This is a genomic window from Streptomyces sp. NBC_00322 (assembly GCF_036147535.1).
GTDB lineage: Bacteria > Actinomycetota > Actinomycetes > Streptomycetales > Streptomycetaceae > Streptomyces.
This window is the reverse complement of record NZ_CP108019.1, coordinates 8000784-8016058: the sequence shown is the minus strand read 5'-3', so window position 1 is coordinate 8016058 and position 15275 is coordinate 8000784. Positions and strand designations below refer to the sequence as shown.

The window sequence follows — 15275 nt, the reverse complement described above, 5'->3', positions numbered from 1 at the left end:
TCCCCCCTACGGATTGAGGGCCGCGATGTCGGCCGCGTGCCGGAAGACATCGACGAGCATGGGCAGGGTCAGCCGCCCCGTGAAGGTGTTCTGCCGGCTCGGGTGGTAGCAGCCGAGCAGGTGCAGTTCCCGTCCGGTCCTGGCGCTGGGCAGCGTCACCAGGGCACCGTGCCCGAACACCGGGCGGGGCCGCGGCAGTTGCCACCCCGCATGACTCAGCACCGGCAGCACCGCCTGCCAGCCGAAGGCTCCCAGGACGACCACTGCGCGCAGGGAAGGGCTCAGCAGCTCCAGCTCTCTCGCCAGCCACGGCCGGCAGGTGTCCCGTTCACCGGGCGTGGGCTTGTTCTGCGGCGGAGCGCAGTGGACAGGTGCGGTGAGCCGCACGCCGTGCAGTTCCAGGCCGTCGCCGCGGTGTGTGGAGGTCGGCTGGGACGCGAGACCCACGGCATGGAGCGCCTTGACGAGAATGTCGCCGGAGGCGTCCCCGGTGAACATCCGGCCCGTGCGGTTGCCGCCGTGCGCCGCGGGCGCGAGACCGACCACCGCCACCGCCGCGTCCGGCGGACCGAAGCCCGGGACCGGCCTGCCCCAGTACTCCCATTCCTGGAAGGCCCGGCGCTTGGTGACGGCGACGTCCTCGCGCCAGGCCACCAGCCTCGGGCACGCACGGCACTGGGTCGCGGCCGCGTCCAGCTCGGCGAGTCCGCGGCAGCCCGGTGCACGGCGCGCGGGGAAGTCGCGGTCATCGGGGTGCGGCGGACCTGCGGTTTCATGCGTTCCCATGAGGTCACGCTAGTGCGGGTGCGGTGCGCCTGCGGCGGGCCTTGTCCCCACCCCGCCCCTTCCTCAACTGGGGGCAAGCCCTCGGACCCCCGTACGGGGGCTCCGTCCCGGACCCCCGCGCCTGAAGCGCCGGCGGGGCTGAGTGTGCGGCCGAACCGCAAATGTCACAGCGGGAAGGGGCGGGGTGGGGAACAGCCCGCCGCAGGCGCACCGCCCGTCCTCCACCGCGTGGGTCGATCGGCCGCTCGCCCCGGCCGTCATCCTCCGGACGGGCCGTCAACCGCCTTGCGCACATCCGGCCCGGCTTCCTCCACCGGTGCCTCCGCCGCTGCCGGGTCCAGGATCCGCGTCAGGAAGTTCCTGGTCCGCTCGTGCTGCGGATCGCCCACGACCTGCTCCGCCGGACCCTGTTCGACGATCACGCCGTCGTCCATGAACACGACCCGGTCGGCGACCTCGCGGGCGAAGCTCATCTCGTGCGTGACGACCATCATCGTCATGCCTTCGGCGGCCAGCAGCCGCATCACCGAGAGCACATCGCCGACCAGCTCGGGGTCGAGCGCCGAGGTCGGCTCGTCGAAGAGCATCACCTCCGGGCCCATCGACAGTGCCCGTGCGATCGCCACCCGCTGCTGCTGCCCGCCGGACAGCTGCGCCGGAAAGGCCTCGGCCTTGTCGGCGAGCCCCACCCGGTCCAGGTTCTCCTTGGCCACGGCGGCGGCCCGCGCCTTGTCCCGGCCCAGCACACGGCGCTGCGGCAGCGTGAGGTTCTCGGTCACATTCACGTGCGGGAACAGGTTGAACTGCTGGAAGACCATGCCGATACGGCGACGTACCGCGTCGATGTCCACATCGAGGTCGGTGACTTCCGTGCCACCGACGAAGACCTTGCCGGAGGTGGGCTCTTCCAACAGGTTCACACAGCGCAGCAGCGTCGACTTGCCCGAGCCCGAAGGGCCGATGACACACACGACCTCGCCCCGGGCAATCTCCAGGTCGATGCCGCGGAGCACTTCGTTGTCCCCGAACGACTTGTGCAGGCCCCGGATCTCGATCTCCGCGCGGCCCTCACCCATGCTGTCCACCGTCTCCGTCTTCTGTGACATCTGGATTCCTCACCTGGCCTTCTCGGCGCGCGCTTCCAAGCGGCGCACCACGAAGCTCAGCGGCACGGTCACGAGGAGGTAGCAGAGCCCGGCGACCAGGATCGGGGTGGAGTTGGCGGTCTGGCTGGCCAGGTCCCTGCCGAACTTGGTCAGCTCCCGCTCCTCCAGCGTGACGCCGAGGAACAGCACCAGCGAGGAGTCCTTGAACAGCAGGACGAGCTCGTTGGTCAGCGGCGGGATAACGATGCGGAAGGCCTGCGGGATGATCACCGACACCATGGCCCGGGCGTGCGAGAACCCCAGCGATCGGGCGGCCTCCATCTGCCCCTTGGGCACCGCCTGGATGCCCGCCCGAATCGTTTCTGCCATATAGGCCGCGGCGACCAGTCCGAGACCGAGCGCGACCTTGCCGTACGTACCGCCGGGAATCTGCGTCCCGGGGAACGCGAGCGGCACCGCCACGCCCACGAAGATGAAGATCAGCAGGGCGGGCAGGCCCCGGAAGAACTCGATGTAGACGGTGGCGACCCACCGGTAGGGAGCGACCGATGAGAGCCGCATCAGCGCCACGATCAGGCCGAGTACCAGACCGAAGGCGAACCCGGAGACCGTGTAGACCACCGTGTTGCGCAGCGCGGTGGTGATGATGTCCGGGAAGAGCTCCTTGGCCAGGTCCTTCTGCGCGAACTGGTTCTGCAGCCGGTCCCAGTCGGCCAGGAAGCCGATCGCGACTATCGCCGCGACGAATACGGCGTACTGGATGCCCTGCGATATGCGGCGCCGCTGGCGCCTGGTCAGCCGAGAGGTCACGACGTGGCCTGGGGCAGCGGCCCGATCCACTGCTCGTACAGCTTCTTGTACGTGCCGTCCGCGCGGGCGTCCGTGATCGCCTTGTTGATGGCGTCGAGGAGCTTCTTGTTGCCCTTCTTCACCGATATGCCGTACTGCTCACCGGTCGAGATGTTGTCCCCGAGGACGAACTCGGCGGCGTTGGCCTTGTCCTTGAGCCAGCCCTGGACAACCGGGTAGTCGATGACGACGGCGTCGACCTGGCCGGTGCGCAGTCCGTTGAGGACCGCGTCCGAGCTCTCGAAGGCGACCGGGTTGAAGCCCTGGTCCTTGGCGTAGCTCTCGCCGGTGGTCTCCGCCTGCGCGCCGAGCTTCTTGTTCTTGGCCTTGATGTCCGCCAGGGACTTCACGCCGCTCTTCTTGCTCGCGAGCAGCGCCTGCGTGGCGTCGAAGTACGGGACCGAGAAGTCCACGTTCTTCTTGCGCTCGGCGGTGATCGTCATGCCCGCGGCGGCCAGGTCGCACTCGCCGGAGTTGAGGAAGGCGCCGGTCTTGAAGTTCTCGAACGGCGTGTCCAGGATCTTCTGCTCGACCTTGAGGTTCTTCGCCACCAGGTCGATCAGGGACACGTCGAAGCCGACGACTTTGCCGTTCTGTTCGAACTGGAACGGCGGGTACGGCAGGTGGGTGCAGGTGGTCAGCTGTCCCTTGTGCACCACGGGGACGCCGCCCGCCGCCTCACCCGCTCCGTCGCCATTGGAGGAACAGCCAACGGCGAGGAACATCCCCGCCGCAACAGCTCCGGCGGTGGCGCGGGCACGGATACCGGTGCGGTGACTGCGCGATCCGCTGGCCGTCCAGAACACGGGTTGACCTCCATAGGTGCGTGGTGGGCGGCCGTCATGGCGGGCCGCCCGTCGGAGATCGTAAGGCACGGGACGCGTGGGGTCAGGTGCCTGTCCACGATGTGTACCACCATGTGGGACGGCGTGGCGCGGGAGGTCCTGTCCAGCCCGATGTGCCGGACAGGACCTAAGTGACCTGGATGATCAGCTCGGGACGGTCCCACATCACGGCGGGCGGATTCGCCGGCACGGTGCCGATCCGCCGCGCGCCCACGCTGAGGTAGAAGCCTTCGGCGGGCGGGTGCGAGACGATGCGCACGGCTGAGATGCCGGCATCACGCGCCTCACCGATCATGTGCTCGATGAGCAGGCGGCCGACGCCGAGTCCCTGGGCGGCATCGGCGACGAACATCAGGTCCAGCTCCGCGGGGCCAAGGAGGAGAGCGTAGAAACCGAGCACCCTGTCCTCGGCGCCGAGTGCCACGAAGACCTCGTGGGTCTCGATGTAGTCGGGACCCACCCGGTATCCGGCGATCATCGGGGCGTACGGGCCCTCATAGGCGCGGGAGTCGCGTACGAGCCTGGTGAGCCGCTTGGCGTCGCGGACGGTGGCTCGTCTGATCCGTCCAGCCTCCGCGCGGGCCCCGCGGGCGGCACCGGTCATATACGAACTCATGCAGAGAGTATTACCTGCCACTACCGACAGCGGCAGGCCTGCATATGTTGCCCCCGCCTGACGGGGGACATTTCCGGGCGCTTGTCCACCGTGAGCGGTAGCGCGAGTTGGCCCCGTGGAGTGACGCCGCGCCCTCACGCGCTTCCTAGGCTCCCCCTTCATAAGGCCGTCGCCCCATGCGCGGCCAACGGGAGAAGGGACCTCCTCAATGCCCCGAGTCCGTCATGCCGCCGTCGCCGGCGCTCTGGTGCTCTCACTGGCCGGCACCGGGACGGCGTTAGCCGCTCCGCAGCACGGTGCCGCCGCCCCCGCGCCCGCGTCCTCGGACGCCAAGGGGGTTCGGCTCACCCTGCCGCGCCCGACCGGGCCGTACGCCGTAGGACGCGAAACCCTGCACCTCGTCGACACGTCCCGCACCGACCACTGGGTGCCCGAGGCGGGCGCCCGTGAGCTGATGGTGTCGATGTACTACCCGGCGCGGCCGGGTACCGGCACGCAAGCCCCGTACATGACCACGGAGTCGGCCCGGCTCCTGCTGGAGTACCAGGACCTCGACAAGCTCGTCCCCGCCGAGGTTCTCAGCGGCACCCGCACCCACTCGGCCAACGGCGCGCGGCCCGCGCACGGCCGCTTCCCGCTGGTGGTCCTCTCTCCCGGCTTCACCGCTCCGCGCACGACGATCAGCGCCCTCGCGGAGGAGCTGACCAGCCGCGGCTATGTCGTCGCCACCGTCGATCATGCCTACGAAGCGGTGGGAGTGTCCTTCCCCGGCGGCCGGACCCTGCCCTGCACGGCATGTGAACTCGCCCATGACGAGGCCGATCACGAAGCCATCGCCGACGGACGGGCCAAGGATCTCTCCTTCGTACTGGACAGATTGACGGGACGTCACCCGGCCTGGCGGTATGCACGCCTGATCGACCCGAAGCGGATCGGGATGGGCGGGCACTCCATCGGGGGCGCGAGCACCGCCTCGACGATGGCCCTCGACCGGCGGATCCGCGCCGGGGTGAACATGGACGGCGGCTTCGCCGGCGCGCCCACCGCGGCCGGGCTGGGCGGACGTCCCTTCATGCTGCTCGGCACGGAGGCGGGTCACAGCCCGGGCGGCAGCAGCGACCCCACCTGGGACCGGGCCTGGCGCCGTCTCGACGGCTGGAAGCGCTGGGTGACGGTCGCCGGTTCCGGCCACTTCGCCTTCACCGATCTGCCGGTGCTCGGCGCGCAGTTGGGGCTCAGCGATCCGGCGGAGCCGCTGCCGGGGCAGCGCGCGGGCGAGATCACCCTCGGCTATGTGGGCGCCTTCTACGACCTGCATCTTCGGGGCATCCGCCAGCCGCTGCTCGACGGGCCTTCGCCGCAGAACCCGGAAGTGAAGCTGCACAACCCCTGATCTGCTGCGGGGGGACTCAGCCGTGGACGGGGTACGACGCCTGGAAGGTCAGGCGCGCGTCGGCGCCTTCGCCGATGCGCGCCAGGATCTCGTCGAGTTCCATGAACTCCTCCCAGACCGGCCGACCGCTCACCGCGGCCAGCCGGCCGTCGACCCCGTGGTCGAGCAGGAGTTGACGGCCTGCCTTCTCGTGGTCCGAGCCCGAGCCGCCGAGTTCGGCGACGTACAGGGTCTGCCCACATCATGGGTGGCCGCGCGGGCGCGCAGCAGCGGATCGGCGGTGGTCACCCCCTCACGCCGCGCGCCAGTACCCCAGGGCGTTGACGCGGTCCTTGGGCAGCCCAAGGTCCTTGCGTACGTGGGTGGTCAGCGCCCGGGTCGTCGCGGTGTCGCAGGCGATCCATACGTACGCGCCCGCCGTGTCGTCGAGCAATCCGGGTAGTGCTGCCTTCACCTCGTCGACGAGGTGGGCGCCCGCGTCTCGGCGCGGGACCCGGTGGAGCTCGTGGTGCGCCGGGTCCAGGCGCAGCGGCAGGTCCTTGTCCGAATCGTGCGTCGTCTCGAACCAGATCGTCGCCGGTACTCGCGGCAGCGCGTCGAGCAGGGAGTTGATCGCGGGGAGCGAGGCGGGGTCGCCGATGACGAAGAGCCGGGCCGGCAGCGGGTCGGGGGCGGTGAATCCGGTGCCCTGGAGGGTGGCCTCGATCGTGTCACCGGGCTGAGCCTTGCGCGCCCAGTCGCTGGCGCAGCCGTCGTGGAGTGCGAACTCCAGGCTGAAGGTCCCCGCGGCCGGGTCCGCGTCGACCAGGGTGTAAGCGCGCTGATGCGGCTTGCCGCCGTCGTCGAACCAGATACGGACCCACATGGTGGGGTGTACGCCGCTCAGCGCGAGCATGCCGCCGTCGGTGAAGTTCACCCTGCGGAAGTGGTCGGTGACCTCCTCGGCGCCGGTCACGGTGAACTCGAAGTCCTTGCCGCGCATCAGTTTGAGGACGACGCCCTCCCAGCCATGCCCCACAGCGGTCTCCTCCCCTGGGCCCGGGATTGTCACCCGAACAACCGTGCTTTAGGTTAGGCCAGCCTAACCTAAAGAGTCGGGGAAACAGAGTGAGCACAAGGATCTACCGGGACGCCTGGGGAATCCCGCATCTGCGGGCGGACAGCGCGAGCGAACTCGCCTTCGCCCAGGGGCGCAATGTCGCGCTGGACCGGGCCTGGCAGATCGAGGTCGAGCGGCACCGGTCACAGGGAACCACCGCCGCGTTCCTGGGCCGGGACGCCGTCGGCTGGGACAGCTTCGCCCGCCGGGCGCGGCTCGACGACACCGCCCGGCGCTGCTTCGGCAGCCTCGACGGGGACACCGCCTCGTGGATCACGCGGTACGTGGACGGGGTCAATGCCGGTCTCGACGAGGGCGCTCGCCGGGCTCCCCAGTTCGCGGCCGCAGGACTGGCCCCCGGACACTGGCGCCCCTGGACGCCGCTGGGGATCTGGCTCACCACCCACATTCTCTTCGCGGGCTTCCCCACCAAGCTGTGGCGCGAGGAGGTCGCCCGCGCCCTCGGCGACGAGGCGATCGAGCTGTTCGCCACCGACGGGAACGGCACATCGGGGAGCAACGGCTGGCTCGTCACCGGCGAGCGCACGGCCGGCGGGGCGCCGTTGATCGCGGGCGACCCGCACCGGTTCATCGAGGACCCGGGGCTCTATCAGCAGATCCATCTGGCCTGCCCGGAGTTCGACGTGGTGGGTCTTGCCGTGCCCGGCGTCCCCGGAGTCGCGCACTTCGGGCACACCGGGAGCGTGGCCTGGGCGATCACCAATGCCATGGCCGACTACCAGGACCTCTACCGGGAGCGGCTGCGAAGACGTGGCGCGGACGTGGAGGCGCTCGGCCCCGACGGCTGGTGTCCTGCTTCCGCGCACCGGGAGACCGTCGACGTGGCGGGCGGTGACCCGGTCGAGGTCGAGGTGATCGAGACCGCGCGCGGGCCGGTCGTGATCGGCGGCCCCGACGAGGATGTGGCGATCAGCCTGCGCGTTCCCCCTCGGGTGAGCGGGGACCTCGGCTTCGGCGCGCTTCCCGCGCTGCTGCGCGCGCGGACGGTCGCCGATGTGGACCGGGCCTTCGACCACTGGTCGGAGCCCGTCAATATCGTCCAGGCGGCGGACACCGCGGGCGGACTGCTGCACCGAGTCGCCGGCGAGGTGCCCCTGCGGCACCCGGACAACCGGCTGCGTGTCGTGCCCGCCTGGAAGGCCGCGCACACATGGCGCGGCCGGAGCGAACCGCCGCCCCGCGAGACCGTGGAAGGCGTCGCGGTGATGGCGAACCAGCGAGGTCTGGCCGGGTCGCTCGGTGTCGAGTTCGCGCCACCGCACCGGGCCGAACGCATACGGGCCCTGCTCGAGGAGTCTCACACCTGGACCGCCAAGGGCATCGCCACCGTCCACATGGACACTCGACTCGCCTCCGCCAAGCCCCTGTTGGAGCTGATCGCCACGCTCGGCGGGCTGAGCGCGGACGCCGCGGTGCTACGGGACCAACTGCTGGGCTGGGACCTCCGGATGGACGCGGACAGCGTGGACGCGACCACCTATGCGGAGGTGCGGTCCGCGGTGGTACGGCGCATCGCGGAGCATCCGGCACTGGGGGAACTCGCCGCACGGGTCGAGTCCGCGCCGTATCCCGAGCTGTTCCGGCCCTGGCTGGCGCTCGTCCCCCGCGTCGCCTTCGCACTGGAGGGGCTGCTGACGACCGCTGCACTGCCCGGCCTGAACCGCGCGAATGTCGTACGCGCCGCACTGGAGGAGGTCGCGGGCACGGTCCGTACGCCCACGCCCTGGGGTGAGCGGCACCGGCTCGCACCATGGCAGGCACTGCCCGACGCGGAGGCGGGCGCCGAGCCCGAGGTGTGGCCGGGGCTGTCCGGCGACCATGACTGCGTGCTGTCCACGTCGAGCGTACCGGGCATCACCGACCACAGCGTGCGAGGACCGGCTGCGCGCTATGTGTGGGACCTGGGGCGCCGCGACGACAGCCTCTGGGTGGTCCCCTTCGGCGCGTCCGGGATACCCGGCGACACCCATCACCGCGACCAGCTGCCGCTGTGGCTGCGCGGCGAACTCGCCCCCGTCGTCACCGACTGGAACCGACTCACCGAGGAGAGCCATGACGTCTGAATCCACCGCGCAGTCCCCCGCCCGCCAGGACGGCGCCCGGCCCCGCGAAGCCGTGTTCGAGCAGGTCGTCGACGGCTTCGGAACCGTACGCGTCGTCCCGGTGGATCCCGCCGCCGACGCCCGTCTGATCCACGGCTGGGTCACCGAGGAACGCGCCCGCTACTGGGGGATGACCGACCACAGCCGCGAGCAGGTGCTGGAGGTATACGAATACCTGGACTCGCTCACCACCCACCATGCCTTTCTCGTGGAGCGGGACGGTGAGCCGGTCGCGCTCTTCCAGACGTACGAACCGGACGCCGACCCCGTCGGCGAGTGCTACGACGTGCGGCCCGGCGACTTCGGCGTCCACCTCCTGATCGGCCCCGCGAACGGCGTCCCCCAGCGAGGCTTCACCGGCAAGCTGCTTGGCGCGTTCATCGCCTACGTACTCGCCGACCCGGCACACCGGCGGATCGTCGTCGAGCCGGACGCCCGCAACACGAAGGCCATCGAGCGTATGGTGCGGGCCGGTTTCGTGCTCGGACCCGAGATCGACAAGCCGGAGAAGCGGGCCCGGCTGGCCTTTCTCAGCCGCGACGCGATGGCGCCCCGCCGCTGAGCGTCCGGGCCGTCAGCCGGTCCGGTCGAGGAAGTCGGCAACCAACTCGGCGAACTCGTCCGGGCCGACGACCCGGGTGCCCAGCTGCTCGGCCTTCTCCCGCTTGGACCCCGCGTTTTCACCGGCGACAAGCAGTGAAGTGCGCTTGGAGACGCTGGAGGAGGACTTGCCGCCGGCCCGCTCGACGAGTTCGTTCATCTGGTTGCGGGAGAGCTTCTCCAGGACGCCCGTCATCGCGCCCGTGACCACGACGGTCATCCCTGCCAGCGGGCCCGCGTCCGCGGCGGCCGACTCGTCCCCGTCCTCCTCGGCCTCGACCGGCGGGGTCGCACCGGGCTCGGTCATATTGACGCCCGCCGCGGCCAGCCGGTCGATGAGCGGTCCCAGCTCGGCGAGTTCGGCCACCACCATCGTGGCCTTCTCCACGCCGATGCCGTCGACCCGCTGCAGGGCCTCGGCATCGGCGGCTCGTATGTGCTCCATCGTGGCGAAGTGGCGCGCGATGCGGCGCGACATCGATCGGCCGGTGCCGCGGACGCCGAGCGCGCAGAAGACCCGGGACAGCGGCCTCTCCTTCGCCGCCCCGATGGCGGCCAGGAGATTTTCGGTGCTGGTCTCCCCCATCCTCTCCAGACCGAGCAGTTGCTCCCTGGTGAGCGAGAACAGACCGGCGAAGTCGCTGACCAGGCCCGCCTCGACGAGCTGGACGACGCGCGTCGTACCGAGGCCCTCGATGTCGAGCTGGTCGTGCCCCGCGGCGTACGAGACGGAGGCCACCAGCCGGCAGTCACGTCCTCGCACACACCGCCAGCGCTGCTCGGAGGTGTCGATCTCCGAGCCGCACTGCGGGCACGCCTCGGGGAAATCGATCGGCTGCTCGTCCCCCGTACGCAGATGGGCGACCGGCGCCTCGATACGAGGGATGATGTCGCCCGCCTTGTAGACCATCACGCGGTCACCGATGCGCAGATCGCGGCGGGTGATGTCGGCGGGGTTGTGGAGGGTGGCATAGGTGACGGTCGATCCGTCGATCTCCACCGGCTCCAGGACGGCGCGGGGCGCGATGATGCCGGTGCGACCGACATTCCACTCCACACCGAGCAGGGTGGTCACCTTCTCCACGGCGGGCAGCTTGTACGCGATGGCCCATCTCGGAGCACGCGAACCGGAACCCGCCGCGGCCTGGTCGGCGGCAAGGTCGGCCTTGATGACGATGCCGTCAATACCGAACGGCAACTGAGGGCGCAGTGCACCTATCTCACCGACGCGCGCCTGAATCTCCTCGACGGTGCTCAGGGTGCGAGGCGCGACGGCGGTGGTCTCGGCGGTGTGCACACCGAGGCCTGCGGCATACGTCATGAGAGCGCTGTGCGGCCACTCCCCCAACTGCTCGGCGAGGCCGTCGTCGGAGTCGGCGAGCGACAGCGCGCCGTAGCCGAAGAACGTCATCTCGACCCGGTACTCGCGGTCCTTGGCGCGCAGCGTGCCCGCCGCGCCGTTGCGCGGGTTGGCGAAGGGGGCTCCGCCGTGCTCGGTGCGCGCCGTGTTGGCCTGCTCGAACTGCTCGTTGGTCATGAGCACTTCGCCGCGCACCTCCAGGGTGACCGGCTCTGCCAGCCGGTCCGGCAGGCCGGTGATGGTGCCGATCGCATGCGAGACGTCCTCGCCCGCGCTGCCGTCACCCCGGGTGATGAGCCGGACGAGCCGCCCGTGCTCGTAGCGAGCGGCTATCGCCAGGCCGTCCAGCTTGGGCTCGACACTCCACTGCTCGACCGGCCGGCCGATCCGGCGCTCCAGCGAGGCGGCCCACGACTGCAGCTGCTCGGCGGAGAAGACATTGTCCAGGGACAGCATCGGCACCGTGTGCGGCACATCCCCCACGGCCGCGCCTCCGGCCACCTTCCCGGTCGGCGACCGGTCCGCCGTCTCGTACGGATGCGCCTGCTCGTAGGCGGCGATGCCGCGCACCAGACGGTCGTACGCATCGTCGTCGAGGGTGCTCTCGCCCGTCGCGTAGTACGCGGCGGCGGCCTTCGTCGCGGTCTCGACCGCCTCGGCGTAGGCAGCGGAGTCTTCGAGAGTCGCGGCAACGGCATGCGCGGGAGTTGAAGTCGTCATGGCTCTCATACTGCCGCCCACCACTGACAACGGCCCCGGCCCGCGCTCCCGCGCCCGGCCGCCTACTCACCTCGGCCGCCTACTCCGAGCCGATCGGCGTCCCCTGATGAAAGTACAGCCGCCAGCCCTCGGAGTTCCTGCGCCACAGGGAGCTGCGGCGGGCCCGGCGACCGCTCTCGTCGGACACGTACGTCACCTGAACGAGCCCGGGAGCCAGCAGCGTGCCATGCAGGTCGCTGACGGCGACGGGCTTCACCGGCTCGCCCGGAACCGGTGTCGTCGCGCGCAGAATCGTCGTGCGGTCCCAGCGCTGCCCCGATGCCCCGAACTCGAAGAACTCCGGATCGAGCAGCTCCAGGACCTCCTCCGGCGAGGCTCGCACCACCGGATCGAGCAGATGCAGTTCCCCCTCGACCGCCGCGTCGACCGATTGTTCCGCCTCGTCATACATGGCGCGAGCCTTGTCCCGTCAGCGGTGTCCGTCAAGCGCAAAGCGGGGCACGGCGGGCAGTGTCACCTCGAAGGCGTACGACGCCGTCGCCGACCCACCCGGGCGGCCATTGGCATATGGCAAAGGCACCACCGTATCGAGTGTTGCCAAATCCCTTACGGGCCATCGCTCCCTGTGCAACAGTCGTAACCGGTCCATTTGTTGAGACCTGGCTGTGGCCGCGCCTGTATCGGAGTACGACATGCCGTCCCATGTGTTCGCGGACCGTCCCGCCCCGCAGCCGCCCGAGCGCGGCACCGTCGACGCGCTGATCACTCGGACGCGCCGGCTGCGCGGCGACGTGGACGCCGTCCGCCGGGACGCCGCGACGGACGAGGACGACCCGCAGGGTCGCTGGCAGCGTGCACTGTGTGACCTGGCCGTTCATCATCTCGACGATCTCGGCGCGCACCTGGGACAGCTCAAGGAAGGCCTGCCGCAGGAGCCGCTCGACGCCTTCGAGGACGAGCTCGCCGAGTACGAGGCGGACAACGCCCGGAGCACCGGATCGCTCCTGAGCCGGGTCGGCAGCGCAGAATGGAATCTCCTCACGGACGAGGTGAGCTGGTCCGACGAGCTGTACCAGATCCTCGGACGCTCCCCGCAGAGCGGCCCCATGTCTCTGGACGAGCTGCCCTCCATCGTCTTCGCGGAGGACCAGGGCCTGCTCACCGCGCTGGTGACGGACTGTCTGGTGGACGGCCGGCCCATCGACGGCGAGTTCCGTATGGTGCGCACCGACGGCCGGGTCCGCACCGTCCACATGATGGGCGAGCCCGTACTCGACTCCGACGGATCGACCGCCGCCATGTGGGCGGTGCTGCGGGACGTCAGCGAATTGCGCCGCAGCCAGCGCGCGGTCCGCGAGACCCGCGATTCCCTTCAGCGCCGGCAGCACTTCGCACAGACGGAGCACCGGCTCGCGGTCGAGCTCCAGGAGGCCGTACTTCCGCCCTGGCGGGGATCCTTACAGTTCCCGCTCGGCGGCGACGGGCCGACCGCACTGGATGTCGCAGCGCACTATCTGCCGTCCGCCAACAGCGCGTTGATCGGCGGAGACTGGTACGACGCGCTCCAACTGCCCTGCGGTGAGTCGCTGTTGAGCGTCGGCGACCTGACCGGCCACGGCGTGACCGCGACATCGGCGATGGCGATGCTGCTGGGCGCCCTGCGCGGAATGGCCGTTGCGGGGATCAGGCCCGGACCGCTCATGGCGCATCTCAACCAGCTTCTGGAGACCTCGGTGCAGCCCGCCCTGGGCAGTGCGGTGTGCTGCCGCTACAACCCGGTGAGCCGGACCCTGTCCTGGGCGCAGGCGGGGCACCCCGCCCCGCTGCTGTTCCGCAACGGGACGGGGCGCGCCCTGACGCCGCCCGACGGGGTGCTGCTCGGTGCGACGTCCGGCGCCGAGTACGAGCAGGCCGAAGTGCGGCTGCTCCCCGGCGATCTGCTCATCCTGCACACCGACGGCCTGACGCGCAGGAACGCTGCCGAGGAGGGCGACACGGACCGGCTGCTCGCGCTGGCACCGCGGTTCGCCGAGGCGCGCGACGCTCAGGAGTGCGTACGGACGGTCGTCGAGACATTCGGTGAGGACGGCCGTGAGCACGACGCCTGCGTGATGGTCGCGAGGATCGGCGCGTAGGAGACCCGCGTATGCAGGCCCGCAAGTGGGTCAGTAGAGGTCAGTAGTGGGGTCGGGTCCTGGGGCGCGAACCGCGCTGGACTTGACTAGATTTCCGCGCTCCTCGACTTCTTCGAGGGGCTGTTGGGCAGGGCCAGCTGGATCTCCTCGCGCAGATCCTGGATCCTCGGATAGCCGGAGTAGTGTCCGGTCAGCCGGTACATCTCCCGCAGCCTGTCCCACGTCCGGTGCGAGGAGGTCTCCCCCATCGAGACGAGTGCCAGCCTTGCGTAGCGGTCGGCCTGTTCGGGGTCGTCGGCGATGAAGCACGCCGAGGCCAGTGAGATGTAGTCGAAGATCTTCGAGCGCTGACGGCCGCCCTCGCGCAGCTCCAGCGCCATTTTGGCGTGGTTCTGCGCGGTGGCCGCGGCGGACGGGTCGTGTTCGGCGAGGGTGCGGTACGCCAGTGCCTGCATGCCGTGCAGATCCGCCTCGTCGAACATCTGCATCCAACTGGGCGGCGGCACATCACTCTTGTCGGAGACGAAGAGATCCTCCGCCTCACCGAGCGTGCGGCGCATGGCCTGGCCGCGGCCCATGGACGCCTGTGCCCAGGCCTCGATGGTGTGCAGCATCGCCTGGGTGCGCGGCAGGACCTGTTCGCCCGAGCCGGACTTGGCGAGCTTCATCAGGTCCAGGGCATCGTCGGGACGGCCCAGATGGACCATCTGCCGGGCAGCCCTGGAGAGCGCTTCGCCGGCGCGCGGGCGGTCCCCGCCCTCGCGTGCCGCGTGGGCGGCGATGACGAAGTACTTCTGGGCGGTGGGTTCGAGGCCGACGTCGTGGGACATCCAGCCGGCGAGTACGGCGAGGTTGGCGGCGACGCCCCACAGGCGCCGCTGGAGATGGTCGGGGTGGCGGTAGGCGAGCATGCCGCCCACTTCGTTGAGCTGCCCCACTACTGCCTTGCGCTGGAGCCCGCCGCCGCGGGCGGCGTCCCAGGCGCGGAACACTTCGACGGAACGCTCCAGTGCCTCGATCTCCTGCGACCCGATGGGGGCGGCCTCATAGCGGTCGAACCCAGCGGGGTCGGCGTGCAGGGGATGGTCGGTACGGGGAGCGTCCTGGACGAGTGCGGGGTCGGTGTGCAGCCAGTCGTGCATGGCGCTGCTGAGTGCTGAGCCTGCGGCGAGCGCGGCGCCCGCACCCACCAAGCCGCGTCGGTTGAGCATGAGGTCCATTCCCGTGAATTCGGTGAGGACCGCCGCCGTCCGTTCGGGCGCCCACGGAAGGCCGTCAGGGTTGCCTGCTCCCTGGACGGTCCGCCGTCTACCCGCTCGCCCGACTCGTACGAACCCGAGGTCCTCGATGGTCACGACACGACCGAGTCGCTCGGTGAACAGAGCTGCCAGCACTCGTGGCACGGGATCGCGCGGGGTCTCCCCCATGTCGATCCAACGCCGCACCCGTGAGGTGTCGGTCGCCAGCTGGGGGTGGCCCATGGCCGCCGCCTGCCGGTTCACGAGTCTCGCGAGTTCGCCCTTGGACCAGCCGGCCAGGCCGAACAGGTCGCAGAGGCGGGTGTTGGGTTCTCCGGTCACGTCAAGCCCCCAGGTTCTCGGCTGAGTTGACACTAACCCTCTGTCATAGGGCTGGCGACTATT

The 15275-nt window shown here is 70.2% G+C and carries 13 protein-coding genes; 4 read left to right on the top strand and 9 right to left on the bottom strand.

Annotation, left to right across the window (positions count from 1 at the left end; all coding sequences use genetic code 11):
- Positions 1–6 precede the first annotated feature (6 nt).
- From OG905_RS36545 to OG905_RS36525, 5 genes are all read right to left on the bottom strand, one after another.
- Positions 7–786, bottom strand: a complete 780-nt coding sequence (locus tag OG905_RS36545; protein WP_328681268.1) for a uracil-DNA glycosylase — start codon at positions 784–786, stop codon at positions 7–9.
- Positions 787–1043: 257 nt separating this feature from the next.
- Positions 1044–1892, bottom strand: a complete 849-nt coding sequence (locus OG905_RS36540) for an amino acid ABC transporter ATP-binding protein (protein ID WP_328681265.1) — start codon at positions 1890–1892, stop codon at positions 1044–1046.
- A gap of 9 nt (positions 1893–1901) precedes the next feature.
- Positions 1902–2732 carry an amino acid ABC transporter permease gene (locus OG905_RS36535; RefSeq protein ID WP_328681262.1) on the bottom strand — a complete coding sequence of 277 codons (831 nt, stop codon included), beginning with the start codon at positions 2730–2732 and terminating at the stop codon, positions 1902–1904.
- Positions 2699–3466, bottom strand: coding sequence for an ABC transporter substrate-binding protein (locus tag OG905_RS36530; protein WP_328682788.1), 768 nt, complete (start codon positions 3464–3466; stop codon positions 2699–2701). The genes OG905_RS36535 and OG905_RS36530 overlap by 34 nt, the downstream gene beginning before the upstream one ends.
- Positions 3467–3713: 247 nt before the next feature.
- A complete protein-coding gene (locus tag OG905_RS36525; protein WP_328681260.1) occupies positions 3714–4202 on the bottom strand; it encodes a GNAT family N-acetyltransferase in 489 nt (162 codons plus the stop codon).
- Positions 4203–4410: 208 nt separating this feature from the next.
- Between OG905_RS36525 and OG905_RS36520 the strand changes: the two genes are divergently transcribed.
- Positions 4411–5595, top strand: coding sequence for an alpha/beta hydrolase family protein (locus tag OG905_RS36520; protein WP_328681258.1), 1185 nt, complete (start codon positions 4411–4413; stop codon positions 5593–5595).
- A gap of 292 nt (positions 5596–5887) precedes the next feature.
- On the opposite strand, the gene OG905_RS36515 is transcribed toward OG905_RS36520, so the two are convergent.
- Positions 5888–6613 (bottom strand): siderophore-interacting protein, encoded by a 726-nt coding sequence (locus OG905_RS36515; RefSeq protein WP_328681256.1) that lies wholly within the window; start codon positions 6611–6613, stop codon positions 5888–5890.
- An 89-nt stretch (positions 6614–6702) separates the two neighbouring features.
- Here OG905_RS36515 and OG905_RS36510 point away from each other — a divergent pair, with 89 nt between their 5' ends.
- Together OG905_RS36510 and OG905_RS36505 are read left to right on the top strand one after the other, a co-directional pair.
- A complete protein-coding gene (locus OG905_RS36510; RefSeq protein WP_328681254.1) occupies positions 6703–8778 on the top strand; it encodes a penicillin acylase family protein in 2076 nt (691 codons plus the stop codon).
- On the top strand, positions 8768–9379 hold the full coding sequence (locus tag OG905_RS36505) for a GNAT family N-acetyltransferase (protein ID WP_328681251.1): 612 nt from the start codon (positions 8768–8770) through the stop codon (positions 9377–9379). Before OG905_RS36510 ends, OG905_RS36505 begins: the two co-directional genes overlap by 11 nt.
- Positions 9380–9391: 12 nt before the next feature.
- Here OG905_RS36505 and ligA read toward each other — a convergent pair whose 3' ends face one another.
- Complete coding sequence (gene ligA / locus OG905_RS36500; RefSeq protein WP_443044030.1) at positions 9392–11506, bottom strand: NAD-dependent DNA ligase LigA; 2115 nt, start codon at positions 11504–11506, stop codon at positions 9392–9394.
- A 70-nt stretch (positions 11507–11576) separates the two neighbouring features.
- A complete protein-coding gene (locus tag OG905_RS36495) occupies positions 11577–11948 on the bottom strand; it encodes a nuclear transport factor 2 family protein (protein WP_328681248.1) in 372 nt (123 codons plus the stop codon).
- A 241-nt stretch (positions 11949–12189) separates the two neighbouring features.
- On the opposite strand from OG905_RS36495, the gene OG905_RS36490 reads away from it, so the two are divergent.
- The gene (locus OG905_RS36490) at positions 12190–13632 is read left to right on the top strand and encodes a PP2C family protein-serine/threonine phosphatase (RefSeq protein WP_328681247.1); all 1443 of its coding nucleotides are present in this window, start codon (positions 12190–12192) and stop codon (positions 13630–13632) included.
- A gap of 86 nt (positions 13633–13718) precedes the next feature.
- On the opposite strand, the gene OG905_RS36485 is transcribed toward OG905_RS36490, so the two are convergent.
- Entirely contained in the window at positions 13719–15212 is a 1494-nt protein-coding gene (locus OG905_RS36485; protein WP_328681245.1) for a DNA-binding protein NsdB, read from the bottom strand.
- Positions 15213–15275: the final 63 nt, after the last annotated feature.